General features: G+C 72.8%; 14 protein-coding genes. 10 read left to right on the top strand and 4 right to left on the bottom strand.

The genetic code is table 11. From position 1 onward, the window contains the following. Positions 1 to 28: 28 nt before the first annotated feature. The 3 genes from IE219_RS04195 (at position 29) to era (ending at position 3395) form a co-directional block, all read left to right on the top strand. Complete coding sequence (locus IE219_RS04195) at positions 29 to 1369, top strand: beta-xylosidase (RefSeq protein WP_189975143.1); 1341 nt, start codon at positions 29 to 31, stop codon at positions 1367 to 1369. Between the two features lie 89 nt (positions 1370 to 1458). Continuing rightward, positions 1459 to 2403 (top strand): WxL protein peptidoglycan domain-containing protein, encoded by a 945-nt coding sequence (locus tag IE219_RS04190; protein ID WP_189975142.1) that lies wholly within the window; start codon positions 1459 to 1461, stop codon positions 2401 to 2403. 29 nt (positions 2404 to 2432) lie between these two features. Then, positions 2433 to 3395: a GTPase Era gene (gene era, locus IE219_RS04185; protein ID WP_189975141.1), complete on the top strand. Its 963-nt coding sequence runs from the start codon at positions 2433 to 2435 to the stop codon at positions 3393 to 3395. Positions 3396 to 3427: 32 nt separating this feature from the next. On the opposite strand, the gene IE219_RS04180 is transcribed toward era, so the two are convergent. Continuing rightward, the gene (locus IE219_RS04180) at positions 3428 to 3679 is read right to left on the bottom strand and encodes a protealysin inhibitor emfourin (protein ID WP_189975140.1); all 252 of its coding nucleotides are present in this window, start codon (positions 3677 to 3679) and stop codon (positions 3428 to 3430) included. A gap of 21 nt (positions 3680 to 3700) precedes the next feature. Continuing rightward, entirely contained in the window at positions 3701 to 4741 is a 1041-nt protein-coding gene (locus tag IE219_RS04175; protein WP_189975139.1) for a M4 family metallopeptidase, read from the bottom strand. Positions 4742 to 5033: 292 nt separating this feature from the next. On the opposite strand from IE219_RS04175, the gene leuA reads away from it, so the two are divergent. From leuA to IE219_RS04160, 3 genes are all read left to right on the top strand, one after another. Then, positions 5034 to 6797 carry a 2-isopropylmalate synthase gene (leuA, locus tag IE219_RS04170; RefSeq protein WP_189975138.1) on the top strand — a complete coding sequence of 588 codons (1764 nt, stop codon included), beginning with the start codon at positions 5034 to 5036 and terminating at the stop codon, positions 6795 to 6797. 227 nt (positions 6798 to 7024) lie between these two features. Beyond that, positions 7025 to 8356 carry a choice-of-anchor A family protein gene (locus IE219_RS04165; RefSeq protein ID WP_189975137.1) on the top strand — a complete coding sequence of 444 codons (1332 nt, stop codon included), beginning with the start codon at positions 7025 to 7027 and terminating at the stop codon, positions 8354 to 8356. Positions 8357 to 8483: 127 nt separating this feature from the next. Beyond that, positions 8484 to 9176, top strand: a complete 693-nt coding sequence (locus IE219_RS04160) for a TerB family tellurite resistance protein (RefSeq protein ID WP_189975136.1) — start codon at positions 8484 to 8486, stop codon at positions 9174 to 9176. A 69-nt stretch (positions 9177 to 9245) separates the two neighbouring features. Here IE219_RS04160 and IE219_RS04155 read toward each other — a convergent pair whose 3' ends face one another. Both IE219_RS04155 and IE219_RS04150 read right to left on the bottom strand, forming a co-directional pair. Next, a complete protein-coding gene (locus IE219_RS04155; RefSeq protein ID WP_189975135.1) occupies positions 9246 to 10613 on the bottom strand; it encodes an FAD-dependent oxidoreductase in 1368 nt (455 codons plus the stop codon). A 217-nt stretch (positions 10614 to 10830) separates the two neighbouring features. Then, positions 10831 to 11199, bottom strand: a complete 369-nt coding sequence (locus IE219_RS04150; protein ID WP_189975134.1) for a hypothetical protein — start codon at positions 11197 to 11199, stop codon at positions 10831 to 10833. Between the two features lie 601 nt (positions 11200 to 11800). On the opposite strand from IE219_RS04150, the gene IE219_RS04145 reads away from it, so the two are divergent. From IE219_RS04145 to IE219_RS04130, 4 genes are all read left to right on the top strand, one after another. Beyond that, positions 11801 to 12016 (top strand): hypothetical protein, encoded by a 216-nt coding sequence (locus IE219_RS04145; protein WP_189975133.1) that lies wholly within the window; start codon positions 11801 to 11803, stop codon positions 12014 to 12016. Positions 12017 to 12202: 186 nt separating this feature from the next. Next, entirely contained in the window at positions 12203 to 12952 is a 750-nt protein-coding gene (recO, locus tag IE219_RS04140; RefSeq protein WP_189975132.1) for a DNA repair protein RecO, read from the top strand. A gap of 12 nt (positions 12953 to 12964) precedes the next feature. Then, positions 12965 to 13789 (top strand): isoprenyl transferase, encoded by an 825-nt coding sequence (locus IE219_RS04135; protein ID WP_189975131.1) that lies wholly within the window; start codon positions 12965 to 12967, stop codon positions 13787 to 13789. Between the two features lie 21 nt (positions 13790 to 13810). Continuing rightward, the gene (locus IE219_RS04130) at positions 13811 to 14317 is read left to right on the top strand and encodes a YcxB family protein (RefSeq protein ID WP_189975130.1); all 507 of its coding nucleotides are present in this window, start codon (positions 13811 to 13813) and stop codon (positions 14315 to 14317) included. Position 14318: the final 1 nt, after the last annotated feature.

Below are 14318 nucleotides of genomic sequence, written 5' to 3'. Positions count from 1 at the left end.
GCCCTCCCGACCCTCAGGAGGGGCACCCATGGCACTCACCCGTACCCGGGCGGCGACCCGAAGACGGCGCTGGACCGCCGTCCTCGGCGCCACCGCCCTCGTGGCCGCGGCGGGCGGCGCGCTCGCCGCCCCGGCGACCGCGCTCGGCTCCGCGCAGTCGGTGGACTTCGCCACCCGCTGCGTCCCGCCGCCGATCGCCGGCATCCCGCCCATCGAGGGCACCACCACCGCCGTGGTCTCGGTCGACAACGCGAACCCGAAGGTCGGCGACACGGTCAAGGTGACCTACTCGGTCACCCGGCCCGCCGCGTCGAACCCGGTGGACCTCGCCCTCCCGGCCGACATCCTGACCCCGACCGGCAAGGTCGTCCTCGGCGGCGCGCAGACCGGCACGGTCTCCGTCACCGGCCCCAAGAAGAACCCGCCGGTCCCCGGCAAGGGCTCCTTCCCGGGCTTCTCCATGACGGGCTCCTTCACCGTCTCCCAGGCGGGCGCCATCACCCTCGCGCCCGGCGACTACAACATCCACACCAGCTACCTCATGGAGCTGGACACCCCCTGCACGGTGCTGAACCCGCCCGCCCCCGTCTCCGAGACGGTCCAGGCCGGTGACGACCAGCCCCAGCCCAACGCGCGGACCCTGGAACTCGGCGCCGCCTCCGGCGCCCCCGGGGCCCGCGTCACCGTCACCGGCGGGAAGTTCACCCCGCTCGCCGAGGTGACCGTCGTCGGCCGGGCCGGCGGCGCGGAGACCGCCGACCGGATGACCCTCACCACCGACAGCGAGGGCGGCTTCACCGCCCGGCTCAAGGTGAACGACAAGGCCACCACCGGCATCGTCGCCTACGAGGGCGCCACCTGGGACGCCGAGAAGGGCGCGGGCCCCCTCCCGTACCAGGTGATCGACGACACCCCGGCCCCGCCGGGCAGCCAGCGGCTCACCGCCTCCGTCACCGCGGGCGAACTGTCGATGAGCCAGGCCGGCGACGCCGTCCAGCTCTCCGCCGTCGACTTCGGCACCGGCGGCGCGGCCACCGGAGCCCTCCAGACGGTGACGGTCAAGGACTTCCGCGGCGGCCCCGCGGGCTGGTCCCTGACCGGCAAGGTCACCGACTTCGCGGGCCCCGGCGGCGCCATCGGCGCCGACCGGCTCAGCTGGACCCCCGCCTGCGTCGCCAAGGAGGGCAGCCCCAGCGCCTGCGCGGCCGGCACCGCCGGACCCGTCGGCACCGGCGCCACCCTCGCCTCCACGGCGAACGGCACGGTCACCGGCGGCGAGTTCACCGTCGACGCCCAGCTCGCGCTGGACGTCCCGGCCTTCACCGCCCCCGGCTCCTACGCGGGCGTGCTCACGCTGACCCTGTCCTGACGGCGGCCGGGGGCCGGCCGGGCGCACCCCCGGCCGGCCCCCGGCGCCCCGCGCCCACTCCCTCCCACCGCACCCGGGGGTACCGCACCGTGCGTCGCAAGCTGTACGTCCTCCTCCTGAGCGCCGCCCTGCTGCTCCTCGGGGCCCCCGCCGCCCGCGCCGCCGACAACGGGGAGTGGGCCGTCTACCCGGCCGCCGCCCGGCTCGGCGAGCGCCCCTACTTCTTCCTCACCGCCGACCCCGGCGCCACCCTGCGCGACGCGGTCACCGTCGCCAACAGGACCGCCGCCCCGCTCACCTTCCGGCTCTACGCCGCCGACGCCTACAACACCGAGCGCGACGGCGGCTTCGCCGTCCGCACCCTCAAGGAGCCGAGGACCGGCGCCGGTGCCTGGATCCGGCCCGAGCGCACCGAGGTCACCGTCCCGCCGCGCTCCACCGTCACCGTCCCCTTCACCCTCACCGTCCCCGCCGACGCCGACCCGGGGGACCACCCCGGCGCCCTCGTCGCCCTCGACGAGCGGGTCACCCCCGGCGGCGGCACGGTCGCCATGGGCGTCCAGCGGGCCGTCGCCGCCCGCGTCTACCTCAAGGTCAGCGGCCCTGCCGTGCCCGCGCTCGCCGTCGAGGACGTCACCCTGGAGCAGGACCGGCCGGTCGTCCCGGGCACCCGGACCGGCACCACCCTCGTCTCGTACACCCTCAGCAACCGGGGCAACGTCACCCTCGACCCCAAGGTCGTCCTCACCGCCGAGGGGCTCTTCGGCCGCACCCTGCTGGAGCGCGACCTCGCCAAGGTCCCCTCCGAGCTGCTGCCCCGGCAGAGCATCCGGCTCACCGAGCGGTGGAACGGATCGCCGCAGCTCGACTGGGGCGAGGTCGTCCTCACGGCCACCGCCCGGGACCTCCGGGAGACCGGCTCCGCCTCCTTCTTCGCCCTGCCCTGGCAGCTCGCCTCCGGGGTCCTCCTCGCCGCCGCCGCGTCCCTCGCCGGGTGGCGGATCCGGCGCCGCCGGACCCGCCCGGGGCACTGAGTGCGTGACCGGCCCGCTCATCGGGGACAATGGCCCCCATGAGCGTGCGCCGTGATGAGACCGATGAGAAGAACACCGCCCCCCACCGGGCGGGCTTCGCCTGCTTCGTCGGGCGCCCCAACGCGGGCAAGTCCACCCTCACCAACGCTCTGGTCGGCCAGAAGGTGGCGATCACCTCCAACCGCCCCCAGACCACCCGGCACACCGTGCGCGGCATCGTGCACCGCCCGGACGCCCAGCTGATCCTGGTGGACACCCCCGGCCTCCACAAGCCGCGCACCCTCCTCGGCGAGCGGCTCAACGACGTCGTCCGCACCACCTGGGCCGAGGTCGACGTCATCGGCTTCTGCCTGCCCGCCGACCAGAAGCTCGGCCCCGGCGACCGCTTCATCGCCAAGGAGCTCGCCGGGATCCGGAAGACCCCCAAGGTCGCGATCATCACCAAGACCGACCTGGTCGACTCCAAGACCCTCGCCGAGCAGCTGATCGCGATCGACCAGCTCGGCAAGGAGCTGGGCTTCGAGTGGGCGGAGATCGTCCCGGTCTCGGCCGTCGGCAACAAGCAGGTCCAGCTCGTCGCCGACCTGCTCATCCCGCTGCTGCCGGAGTCCCCGCCGCTCTACCCCGAGGGCGACCTCACCGACGAGCCCGAGCAGGTCATGGTCGCCGAGCTGATCCGCGAGGCCGCCCTCGAAGGCGTCCGCGACGAGCTGCCGCACTCCATCGCGGTCGTCGTCGAGGAGATGATCCCGCGCGAGGACCGCCCCGCCGACCGGCCGCTGCTCGACATCCACGCCAACGTGTACATCGAGCGCCCCAGCCAGAAGGGCATCATCATCGGCCCCAAGGGCAGCCGCCTGAAGGAGGTCGGCATGAAGTCCCGCAAGCACATCGAGGCGCTCCTCGGCACCCCGGTCTTCCTCGACCTGCACGTCAAGGTCGCCAAGGACTGGCAGCGCGACCCCAAGCAGCTGCGCCGCCTCGGCTTCTGACCCCCGGGCCCCGGCCCCGGGCCGCCCCGGGGTCAGGCGCCCTCCCGCAGGACCCGGGAGACCAGGGTCCGCTGGGCCTCCGTCAGGTGGGGGTCGGCGCAGCGCACCGTCCGGCCGTCGATCGTGATCTCGTACGCGAAGCCGTCCGGGACGCCCCGGCCGGCCGCGCCGTCCCCGGCGAGGACGGCGGCGGCCAGCGCCTCCCAGCCGGGCCCGTCGGCCTCCACCTCCGCCGACCGCTCGATCCCCGCGAAACCACCGGTGCGCCGCACTCGAATCCGCATGGGCCCTGTCTACCAGCCGGGTCAGTCGGTGGGCACGCCCACGGCCGCCCACGCCTTGGTGACGGCCTGGATCTCCGCCGCGTCGCCGTACCGGGCCCGCGCCGCCCGCACCGTCGCCGCCGCGAACTCGGTGAAGCGGGTGTCGGGGGTGAGGGTGCCGCCGGTCAGCACGTCGTACCAGATCCGCCCGGCCCGCTCCCAGGCGTTGCCGCCCAGTTCGGTCGCCGCCAGGTAGAAGGCGTGGTTGGGGATGCCCGAGTTGATGTGCACCCCGCCGTTGTCCTGCCCGGTGCGCACGTAGTCGTCCATGTGGGCGGGCTGCGGGTCCTTGCCGAGGACGTCGTCGTCGTACGCGGTCCCCGGCGCCTTCATCGAGCGCAGCGCGGCGCCCTGCACGTCCGGGTGGAAGAGGCCCGCGCCGATCAGCCAGTCGGCCTGGTCGGCGCTCTGCCCCAGCGCGTACTGCTTCACCAGGGAGCCGAAGACGTCCGAGACCGACTCGTTGAGCGCCCCGGACTGGCTGAAGTACTCCAGGTTCGCCGTGTACTGGGTGAAGCCGTGGGCCAGCTCGTGGCCGATGACGTCCACCGGAAGGGTGAAGTCGAGGAAGATCTCGCCGTCGCCGTCGCCGAACACCATCTGCTCGCCGTTCCAGAAGGCGTTGCCGTACTTCTCGTCGTAGTGGACGGAGGCGATCAGCGGCAGTCCGGCCCCGTCCATCGAGTCGCGGCCGAAGGCGTCGCGGAAGAGGGCGAAGGTGGCGCCCAGGCCGGTGTAGGCGCGGTTGACGGTGGCGTCGGCGACGGGCTCCTCGCCCTCGTCGCGGACCTTCGCGCCGGGCAGGGCGGTGCGGTTGCGGGCGTCGTGGATGGTGCGGCGGGGCTCGGCGGGCGCCTCGGCGCCGGGGGCGGGAGCGTCCGGGCGGGGCCGCGTCCGGGCGGTGCGGGCGGTGGCGTCGGCGAGCAGGGTGCGGCGGGCGGCCGCCGCGACGGAGGGGTTCTCCGAGGCCGCCAGGTGCTCCAGGAGGTGGGGCGGCACGATGGTGCAGAAGGAGGGAGTCATGACGGCAATGTGGCAGGCTGTGACGGCCGTGTCACGGCTTGCGACGAGGATTGGCGAAATGGAGTGATGAGTCACCTTTCGCTCTTGACTGTGCGGCCGTCCCGCATACTGAAACGGGACGTCCGCCTCCGCCGGTCCTGGGCTATGGTGACGCACATCATGCGTTTCGGGCTGCTTCTCCTTAGCTGCCGCGGCGAGGGCCTGTAGTCGTAGGCCGACCCCCTCCCCGCGGGTTTCGGTGCTGCGTTCGACAGTCGGCCGTCCTACCTTCAGGAGCCGAGGAGCCCACGTCATGTCCCAGTCCCCGTTCGTCAGCCGTCCGACGCCCGTCACCAACGCGACGCACGCGCAGCGGCCGTCCGGGATGCCGATCCACAAGTACGGCGCGTACGAGGCCGTCGAGATCCCCGACCGCACCTGGCCCGAGCGGCGCATCACCGAGGCGCCCCGCTGGCTCTCCACCGACCTGCGCGACGGCAACCAGGCCCTGATCGACCCGATGTCCCCCGCCCGCAAGCGGGAGATGTTCGACCTGCTGGTACGCCTGGGCTACAAGGAGATCGAGGTCGGCTTCCCGTCCTCCGGCGAGACCGACTTCGCCTTCGTCCGCTCCATCATCGAAGAGGGCGCGATCCCGGACGACGTCACCATCTCCGTCCTGACCCAGGCCCGCGAGGACCTGATCGAGCGGACCGTGGAGTCCCTGGTCGGCGCGAAGCGCGCCACCGTCCACCTGTACAACGCCACCGCGCCCACCTTCCGCCGGGTGGTCTTCCGCGGCTCCAAGGACGACATCAAGCAGATCGCCGTCGACGGCACCCGCCTGGTGATGGAGTACGCCGAGAAGCTGCTGGGCCCGGAGACCGCCTTCGGCTACCAGTACAGCCCGGAGATCTTCACCGACACCGAGCTGGACTTCGCCCTGGAGGTCTGCGAGGCGGTCTGCGACGTCTGGCAGCCCGGCCCCGGCCGCGAGATCATCCTGAACCTGCCCGCCACCGTGGAGCGTTCGACGCCCTCCACCCACGCGGACCGCTTCGAGTGGATGTCCCGCCACCTGACCCGCCGCGAGCACGTCTGCCTGTCGGTCCACCCGCACAACGACCGGGGCACCGCCGTCGCCGCCGCCGAGCTGGCGATCATGGCCGGCGCCGACCGCATCGAGGGCTGCCTGTTCGGCCAGGGCGAGCGCACCGGCAACGTCGACCTGGTCACCCTGGGCATGAACCTGTTCAGCCAGGGCGTCGACCCGCAGATCGACTTCTCGCAGATCGACGAGATCCGCCGCACCAGCGAGTACTGCAACCAGATGGAGGTCCACCCGCGCCACCCCTACGCGGGCGACCTGGTCTACACCGCCTTCTCCGGCTCCCACCAGGACGCCATCAAGAAGGGCTTCGACGCCATGGAGGCCGACGCGGCCGCCCGGGGGAAGACCGTCGACGACATCGAGTGGGCCGTGCCGTACCTGCCCATCGACCCCAAGGACGTCGGCCGCTCCTACGAGGCGGTCATCCGGGTCAACTCGCAGTCCGGCAAGGGCGGCATCGCGTACGTCCTGAAGAACGACCACAAGCTGGACCTGCCCCGCCGGATGCAGATCGAGTTCTCCCGGATCATCCAGGCCAAGACCGACGCCGAGGGCGGCGAGGTCACCCCGGCCGCGATCTGGTCCGTCTTCCAGGACGAGTACCTGCCCAACCCGGAGAACGCCTGGGGCCGCGTCCAGCTGCGTTCCGGCCAGTCCACCTCGGACACGGACGGCACCGACACCCTGCGCGTCGAGGCGGTCGTCGACGGCGCGGACACCGTCCTGACCGGCTCCGGCAACGGCCCGATCTCCGCCTTCTTCGACGCCCTGCAGTCGATCGGCGTGGACGCCCGCCTGCTGGACTACCAGGAGCACACCATGAGCGAGGGCGCCTCCGCGCAGGCCGCCTCGTACATCGAGTGCGCCATCGACGGCCGGGTCCTGTGGGGCATCGGCATCGACGCCAACACCACCCGCGCCTCCCTGAAGGCGGTCATCTCGGCGGTCAACCGCGCCGCGCGCTGACCCTCCCGCACCACGGCGCCCCGCCCCTTTTTCTGGGGGGTGGGGCGCTTTTGCGTGTGAGACCCATCACAGTTTGAGTCTTACTTAAGGAAGATCGTACAGGGATGACGGATTAGCGCGTTATCGGATGGGTTGACGGCACATCAAGGTGTGATGAATGGTTCAGACCACTCCCCCCTCGGCCCCCCACGCCTTCCCTCCCCGCACTCCCTGACCTGGAGTTCCGTATGCGTACGACCGCTGCCGCGGCCACCGTCCTCGCGGTGACCGGAGCCGCCCTCGCCTGGGCCCCCGCCGCTTCCGCCACCACGGAGTGCGCCGCCAATCCGCTCGGCACCGCCGGCCTCTACGCGGAGTTCGTCGAGCAGGACTCGGTCCGCCACTCCGACTCCGAGGGCGCGGTCGCGGTCGGCGGCGACGCCACCTTCGGCGACCCGAAGCACCCCTCCGGCTTCTCCGTCGGCTACCAGCTCACCCCCGGCGACCTCGGGAAGCTCCCCGGCGGCCACAGCCTCGTCGTCGGCGGCACCCTCTCCGCCAACCAGGTCGTCATCACCAAGGGCACCGGCATCGCCGGCAAGGTCGTGAACGCCTCCGGCGGCAAGAACTTCGGCGTGGACGGCCCGATCACCGAGGGCGCCTCCCCGGTCGACTTCGGCAAGGAGTTCGCCGGCCTGCGCACCCTCTCCGCCGGCTGGGCGGGCGAGAAGCCCAACGGCACGGTCTCCGCCGCCGGTGACGGCATCTTCCTCACCGGCACCGACAAGCAGCTCAACGTCTTCGCCGTGGCCGCCGCCGACCTCCAGAAGGCCCGCGCCATCACCCTGGACGTGCCGGTCGGCGCCTCCACCCTGGTGAACGTGCTCGGCGCCACGTACGACATGAACGCCCACGCCACCTACGGCGTGTACTACAAGAACCTCTCCGGCGGCCTGCCCGTCGTCGACGACTACAACGTGCCGGACCAGGCCTACCGGACGATCCGCTCCAAGCTGCTGTGGAACTTCCCCCAGGCCACCACGGTCAAGAAGAACTACACCTCCTGGCCCGGCACGATCCTCGCGCCCCGCGCCACCGTCCACATGGGCGGCCCCGGCGTCGGCCCCGGCCACGTCAACGGCGCCGTCATCGCCAAGAACCTCGTCACCGTGCCCGGCGCCGAGACCCACCAGATGACCTTCGCCGGCTGCCTCCCCAAGGAGACCACCCCCGGCCCGGTCGTCACCCCGGAGACGCCGAAGCCGACCGACACCCCGGTCCCCAGCCACACCCCGACCCCGACCCCGTCGGCCACCTCCTCCGTCCCGGGCACCACCCCGCCCTCGGAGCCCACCCCGGAGGGCTCCGAGAGCCCCTCCACGGCCCCCTCCGGGACGCCGTCGGCCGGTGCCACCCCGGACGCGACCGGGGAGACCCCCGCCCCCTCCGCCACCACCCCGGAGGGTGATCTCGCCACGACGGGTTCGGCCATCGGCCCCGGCGTCATCGCCGCCGCCGTCGCCGCCGTCCTGCTCGGCGGAGGCTTCCTGGCCTTCGCGAAGCGCCGCCGCCGGGCCTGAGACTCCGGTGGCGCGTCTCGGCCATCTCCGGTGCGAAGTACGGACGAGGTGCTGACGCCGCATCATCGATGTGGCTAACATCACGCCCACGCACCGGCAGTGCAGCCGGACCGTCGAGGAGGTGCGCGTGCGTTCAGCCCGGAAACCGCGTGAGGGGAAGCCGACGCTGTGCGGCGTCCGCACCTCCTGGAACACCGTCGGCGACGGCGAGTTCTTCTGCGAGGAGTGCGGCGGGGACCGCAACTACCGGCGGCGCACCGGCCGCCGCCGGTTCGCCGTCCTCGGCGTCCCGCTGCTGTCCCGGGGCAGCACCGGGCCCGTCGTGGAGTGCGCCGCGTGTCACGGCCGCTTCGGCACCGAGGTGCTGGAGCGGCCCACCACCGCCCGCTTCTCCGCGATGCTGCGGGACGCGGTCCACACCGTCGCCCTCGCGGTCCTCGCCGCCGGCGGCACCGCCTCCCGCGAGGTCCTGGACCGGGCCGTGCACGCGGTGCGCTCCGCCGGGTACGCCGACTGCACGGCCGTCCAGCTCGTCGACCTGGTCGAGGCGCTGGAGGCCGACACCGGCCGCTTCATGCCCGAGATCAATCCCGAGGGCGCGCTCCTCGCCATCGAGATCCACGAGGCCCTCGAACCGCTCACCCCGCACCTGGAGGCCGCCGGGCGGGAGGCGATCCTCTTCCAGGCCGCCCGGATCGCCCTGGCCGACGCCGGGTACAGCCCGGCCGAGCAGGAGGTCATCGGCACCGTGGGGACCGCGCTGGGCCTCGCCCCGGAGGACGTCCTGCGGCTCATGGAGTCCGCCCGCACGGTGCGCTGAGCACCACCCGTACGGGGCGGGCACGGAAAAAGGGGGCACCCGCCGGGTGCCCCCTTCCCGCGTACGGGGTCAGTCGATGGCGCCGCTCGCGCGGAGCATCTCCTCGCGCTCGACGAGCTTCACGCGCTCGCGGCCCTGCGACTCGCCCAGCGCCTTCTCGGCGGCGTCCAGCTTGTACCAGCCGTCCCACGTCGTGTAGGTGACGCCCTTGCCCTCCAGGAAGGCGACGACGGCGTCCTCCTCCGGGTGCGACGGGGTGAGGAGCCGGCCGGCGGCGAAGTCGGCCAGCAGGTTGGCGACGGTCTCGTTGGCGTCGCCCTTGGTGTGGCCGATGAGGCCGACGGGGCCGCGGCGGATCCAGCCGGTGACGTAGGTGGAGGCCATGTGCTCCTCGCCCTCCATCACGCGGCCGCCCTCGTCCGGCACGGTGCCGCTGACGGTGTCCCAGGGGAGCTTGGGCAGCTCGTCGGAGAGGTAGCCGACGGCGCGGTAGACGGAGCTGACGTCCCAGTCGGTGGTGCGGCCGGTGCCCGTCACGTTCCCGGTGCCGTCCAGCTCGGTGCGCTCGGTGCGCAGGCCGACGACCCGGCCGTCCTCGCCGAGGATCTCGACGGGCGACTCGAAGAAGTGCAGGAAGAGCTTGTGCGGGCGGTCGCCGACGTCGCGGATCGCCCAGTTCTCCAGGGTCTTGGCGACCATGTCGGTCTGCTTGTTCTTGCGGCGCTCGGCGATCGAGCCCTCGTCGTAGTCGATGTCCTCGGGGTTGACGATGACCTCGATGTTCGGCGAGTGGTCCAGCTCGCGCAGCTCCATGGGGCTGAACTTGGCCTGGGCGGGGCCGCGGCGGCCGAAGACGTGGACCTCGACGGCCTTGTTGGCCTTCAGGCCCTCGTGGACGTTGGCCGGGATCTCGGTCGGCAGCAGCTCCTCGGCGGTCTTGGCGAGGATGCGGGCGACGTCGAGGGCCACGTTGCCGACGCCGAGGACGGCGACCTTCCCGGCGGACAGGTCCCAGGTGCGCGGGACGTCCGGGTGGCCGTCGTACCAGGAGGCGAAGTCGGCGGCGCCGAAGGAGCCGTCCAGCTCGACGCCGGGGATCCTCAGCTCGCGGTCGAACATGGCGCCGGTGGAGAAGACCACCGCGTCGTAGAAGGACCGCAGGTCGTCGAGGTGGACGTCGGTGCCGTAGTTCACATGGCCGAAGAGGCGGACCTGCGGCTTGTCGAGGACCTGGTGCAGGGCGGTGATGATGCCCTTGATGCGGGGGTGGTCGGGGGCGACGCCGTAGCGGATGAGGCCGAAGGGGGCGGGCATCCGCTCGAAGATGTCGATGGACACGCCCGGCTCGGCGGCGGTGTCGGACTTCAGCAGCGCGTCGGCGGCGTAGATGCCGGCGGGGCCGGCGCCGACGATCGCGACCCGGAGGGGGCGGGGCATGTCTGGATTCCCTTCGCATACGGGGTGGCGGCGAGGCCGCCGACACTTAGGCCACCCTAATTATCCCGGAGCGCGAAGAGGTACCCGACCCCGGTCTATGCCCCCATAAGGCGAACTTATGACTTCTCAAAGTGTGGGCTGGGGTCGAGGTGATCGTACGGGGGCGGGGCGGGGTCGCCCGAAGGGGGGCGGAGGGGGCCCGGGGAGCGCGGAGGGGTCAGGAGGACGTCCTGCGGGGCCACAGGCGGCGCCAGAGGGCGGGGCGGGGCTCCGGGGCCCCCAGGAGGCTGGTCGTGACGAGCGCGGCGCCGTCCGGGGCCGGGGTCGCGGGCAGGGCGGCGGTCACCGCCTCCGCGAAGGCCAGCGCGGCGGCCTCGTCCACGCCCGCGACGCGGTAGATCGTCGGCTCGTTCGCGCCCGAGGCGGTGAGCACGATCGCCAGGGAGGGGCCCTCCGCGTGGACGAAGGAGATCGCCTCCAGCGGTATGCGGTGCGCCTTGTCCCTGCGGTCCAGGGTGACCGGGCCGCCCGCGAAGCGAAGAACCGATTCGCCACCGGGCAGGACCAGGGAAGGGGGGGTGGTCATCGTCCGCGTTCCTCCGCCGCCGTCGGTGCGTCCCGGTGCGCCCCCGGGCGACAGGGAGACGCTTCCGCGCCGATGGTAGGGGCACCGGCCCGCCCCGCACCATGCCCGGCCGCCGGACCCGGCCCGTCCGCCCGTTCCGCGCGCCCCCGTGTGCGCCGGGGCGAATAGGGGGCGCGCATCCGGAAAGGCGTCGGGACGGCCGTTCGACAATCCCCCGGATTTACGGGATTTCGCCGGACGAACGCCCGTACCGGCGGCCCCGAATCGAATTATCCGCTCGAACATCCCGACCCGTCGCAGGGCGCGGGACCGGGCCGAACTCCCTTGATGCGTGCCCCGATTCTACGGATCACCGGCCACCCGGGAGTGGGGAAGCGGGAAATGGATTCAGAAAGGCATACGTTGGTGAAGGAAGACATCGGAGAAGAACGGCCACGGGGAAGTCGGAGCGGCGCGGCGCGCGGGACGGAAAAGCGCGGGACCGGCGCGGAGGGATTCCCTCCCGGCCGGTCCGCGGTCCCGGCCCGCCCGCCGCCGCCGCGCCGGCCCGTTCGAGAGCGACACCGCACGGCGGCCCCGGCCGTCGGGGAGGAGGCCGGTCATGGCACTGCAGATCGGGGCGTACGTGGTGGAGATCCGCACCGGGCGGGTCGCCAGGGTCATGGGCTGCGACGGCCCCTACGTCCAGCTCCGCCCGCTCGGCGGCGGCCGCGAGTGGGACGTGGAACCGGAAGCGGTCCGCGAGGCCACCTCGTCGGAGCGGCTCAGCGCCGCCACGGCCCACGCCAACGCCCGCAGCCGCGGCGAGGTCCCCTGAAACCCGGGCTCCCGCGGCCCCCCGCACCCCGCGACCCCCTCCGCCCCTGAGCCCGAGCCCCCCGGGCCCGGCGCCCGCACCCCCTCGCACCCGGCTTCCCGCACCCGGCTTCCCGCACCCGGCTCCGTCCGGGACGGGCCCCGGGGCGTCCGAGGGGTGTCCGAGGGGTGGGGGAGAATGGGCGGCATGAGTTTGTTCCGGGATGACGGCGTCGTGCTGCGGACCCAGAAGCTGGGCGAGGCGGACCGGATCATCACGATCCTCACCCGCGGGCACGGGCGGGTGCGGGCCGTGGCGCGGGGGGTGCGGCGGACGAAGTCCAAGTTCGGGGCGCGGTTGGAGCCGTTCTCCCACGTGGACGTGCAGTTCTTCGCGCGGGGCAGCGAACTGGTGGGCCGCGGGCTGCCGCTGTGCACACAGAGCGAGACCATCGCCGCGTACGGCGGCGGCATCGTCACCGACTACGCCCGCTACACCGCCGGCACCGCCATGCTGGAGACGGCGGAGCGGTTCACCGAGCACGAGGGCGAGCCGGCCGTGCAGCAGTACCTGCTGCTCGTCGGCGGGCTGCGGACGCTCGCCCGCGCCGAGCACGCCCCGCACCTGATCCTCGACGCCTTCCTGCTGCGCTCGCTCGCCGTGAACGGCTACGCCCCCTCCTTCGACAACTGCGCCAAGTGCGGACTCGACGGGCCCAACCGGTTCTTCTCGGTCGCGGCGGGCGGAGTGGTCTGCGGCGACTGCCGGGTGCCCGGAAGCGTCGTACCCTCGGCGGAGGCCATCGGCCTGCTCGGCGCGCTGCTCACCGGCGACTGGGCGACTGCGGACGCGTGCGAGCCGCGTCACGTCAGGGAGGGCAGCGGGCTCGTGTCCGCCTATCTGCACTGGCACCTGGAGCGCGGCCTGCGCTCCCTGCGTTACGTAGAGAACAGCTAGGAGACACCAGCCATGGCCATCGCACGACTGCTCGGACGCCAGCGCCGGGAGTACGCGACCCCCGAGCCGCACCCGTCCGGCGCCCGCCCGCCGAGGCTCCAGCCGGAGCTGGTCCCGGAGCACGTCGCGATCGTCATGGACGGCAACGGCCGCTGGGCCAAGGAGCGGGGCCTGCCGCGCACCGAGGGCCACAAGGTCGGCGCCGAGCAGGTGCTCGACGTCCTCCAGGGCGCGATCGAGATGGGCGTCGGCTCGATCTCGCTGTACGCCTTCTCCACGGAGAACTGGAAGCGCTCGCCCGAAGAGGTCCGCTTCCTGATGAACTTCAACCGCGACTTCATCCGCAAGTCCCGCGACCAGCTCGACTCGCTCGGCGTCCGGGTCCGCTGGGTGGGCCGGATGCCGAAGCTGTGGAAGTCGGTGGCGAAGGAGCTCCAGGTCGCCCAGGAGCAGACCAAGGACAACACGAAGCTGACGCTGTACTTCTGCATGAACTACGGCGGCCGCGCGGAGCTGACGGACGCCGCGCAGGCGCTGGCGGAGGACGTGAGGGCGGGCCGGCTCGACCCGGCGAAGATCACCGAGAAGACCATCCAGAAGTACCTCTACTACCCGGACATGCCGGACGTGGACCTCTTCCTGCGGCCCAGCGGCGAGCAGCGCACCTCGAACTACCTGATCTGGCAGAGCGCGTACGCCGAGATGGTCTTCCAGGACGTGCTGTGGCCCGACTTCGACCGCCGCGACCTGTGGCGGGCCTGCGTCGAGTACGCCCAGCGCGACCGCCGCTTCGGCGGGGTCGACCCGGCGGACCTCGCGGTCCTCGACAAGGGCTGACCCGGGGGCGGGGGAGTGACGGTGGAACTGGTCTACACGCCGACGCGCGAGGACATCGCCGACGCGGTGCGGGTGCAGCTGCGGCACGGCACCTTCCGGGTGCTGCGGCGGGTGCTGCCGGCCGCCTCCGCACTGGCGGCCCTGGCCGTCGTGCTGCTGCTGACCTCGCCCGGCCGGCCGGACGTCGGCGGCGCGGTCCTGATGGGCGGGCTCGGCCTGCTCACCCTGGTCCTCCTGCCGGTCGCGGCCCGGATCACCGTCCGGCAGGTGTACGCGATGGTCGAGCGGCAGGGCGAGCACCGGGCCGAGGTCGGCGAGGAGGAGGTCCGCTGGACGACCGGGGTCAGCGAGGTGACGGCCCGCTGGCGGCTGACGCCGCGGTACGTCGAGACCCCGACGCAGTTCGTGCTGCTCTCCGGCGACAAGGGCCGGGTCGGCTTCGCGGCGCTCCCCAAGAGGGGCCTCGCCGACCCCGCCGACGTCGACCGGCTCCGCACCCTGCTGGACCGCAACATCACCCGTATGTGAG

Origin of the sequence: Streptomyces termitum, from assembly GCF_014650175.1 — a bacterium.
GTDB classification, from domain to species: Bacteria; Actinomycetota; Actinomycetes; order Streptomycetales; family Streptomycetaceae; genus Streptomyces; species Streptomyces termitum.
The sequence above is the reverse complement of the archived record's forward strand: the minus strand, read 5'-3'. Positions and strand labels throughout refer to the sequence as shown.

Coding starts and splice junctions, on each gene's coding strand:
- era (WP_189975141.1), top strand. CDS start 2,433: ATGGCCCCCATGAGCGTGCGCCGTGATGAGACCGATGAGAAGAACACC.
- IE219_RS04135 (WP_189975131.1), top strand. CDS start 12,965: ATGGCCATCGCACGACTGCTCGGACGCCAGCGCCGGGAGTACGCGACC.
- IE219_RS04195 (WP_189975143.1), top strand. CDS start 29: ATGGCACTCACCCGTACCCGGGCGGCGACCCGAAGACGGCGCTGGACC.
- recO (WP_189975132.1), top strand. CDS start 12,203: ATGAGTTTGTTCCGGGATGACGGCGTCGTGCTGCGGACCCAGAAGCTG.
- IE219_RS04145 (WP_189975133.1), top strand. CDS start 11,801: ATGGCACTGCAGATCGGGGCGTACGTGGTGGAGATCCGCACCGGGCGG.
- IE219_RS04180 (WP_189975140.1), bottom strand. CDS start 3,679: ATGCGGATTCGAGTGCGGCGCACCGGTGGTTTCGCGGGGATCGAGCGG.
- IE219_RS04175 (WP_189975139.1), bottom strand. CDS start 4,741: ATGACTCCCTCCTTCTGCACCATCGTGCCGCCCCACCTCCTGGAGCAC.
- leuA (WP_189975138.1), top strand. CDS start 5,034: ATGTCCCAGTCCCCGTTCGTCAGCCGTCCGACGCCCGTCACCAACGCG.
- IE219_RS04155 (WP_189975135.1), bottom strand. CDS start 10,613: ATGCCCCGCCCCCTCCGGGTCGCGATCGTCGGCGCCGGCCCCGCCGGC.
- IE219_RS04150 (WP_189975134.1), bottom strand. CDS start 11,199: ATGACCACCCCCCCTTCCCTGGTCCTGCCCGGTGGCGAATCGGTTCTT.
- IE219_RS04165 (WP_189975137.1), top strand. CDS start 7,025: ATGCGTACGACCGCTGCCGCGGCCACCGTCCTCGCGGTGACCGGAGCC.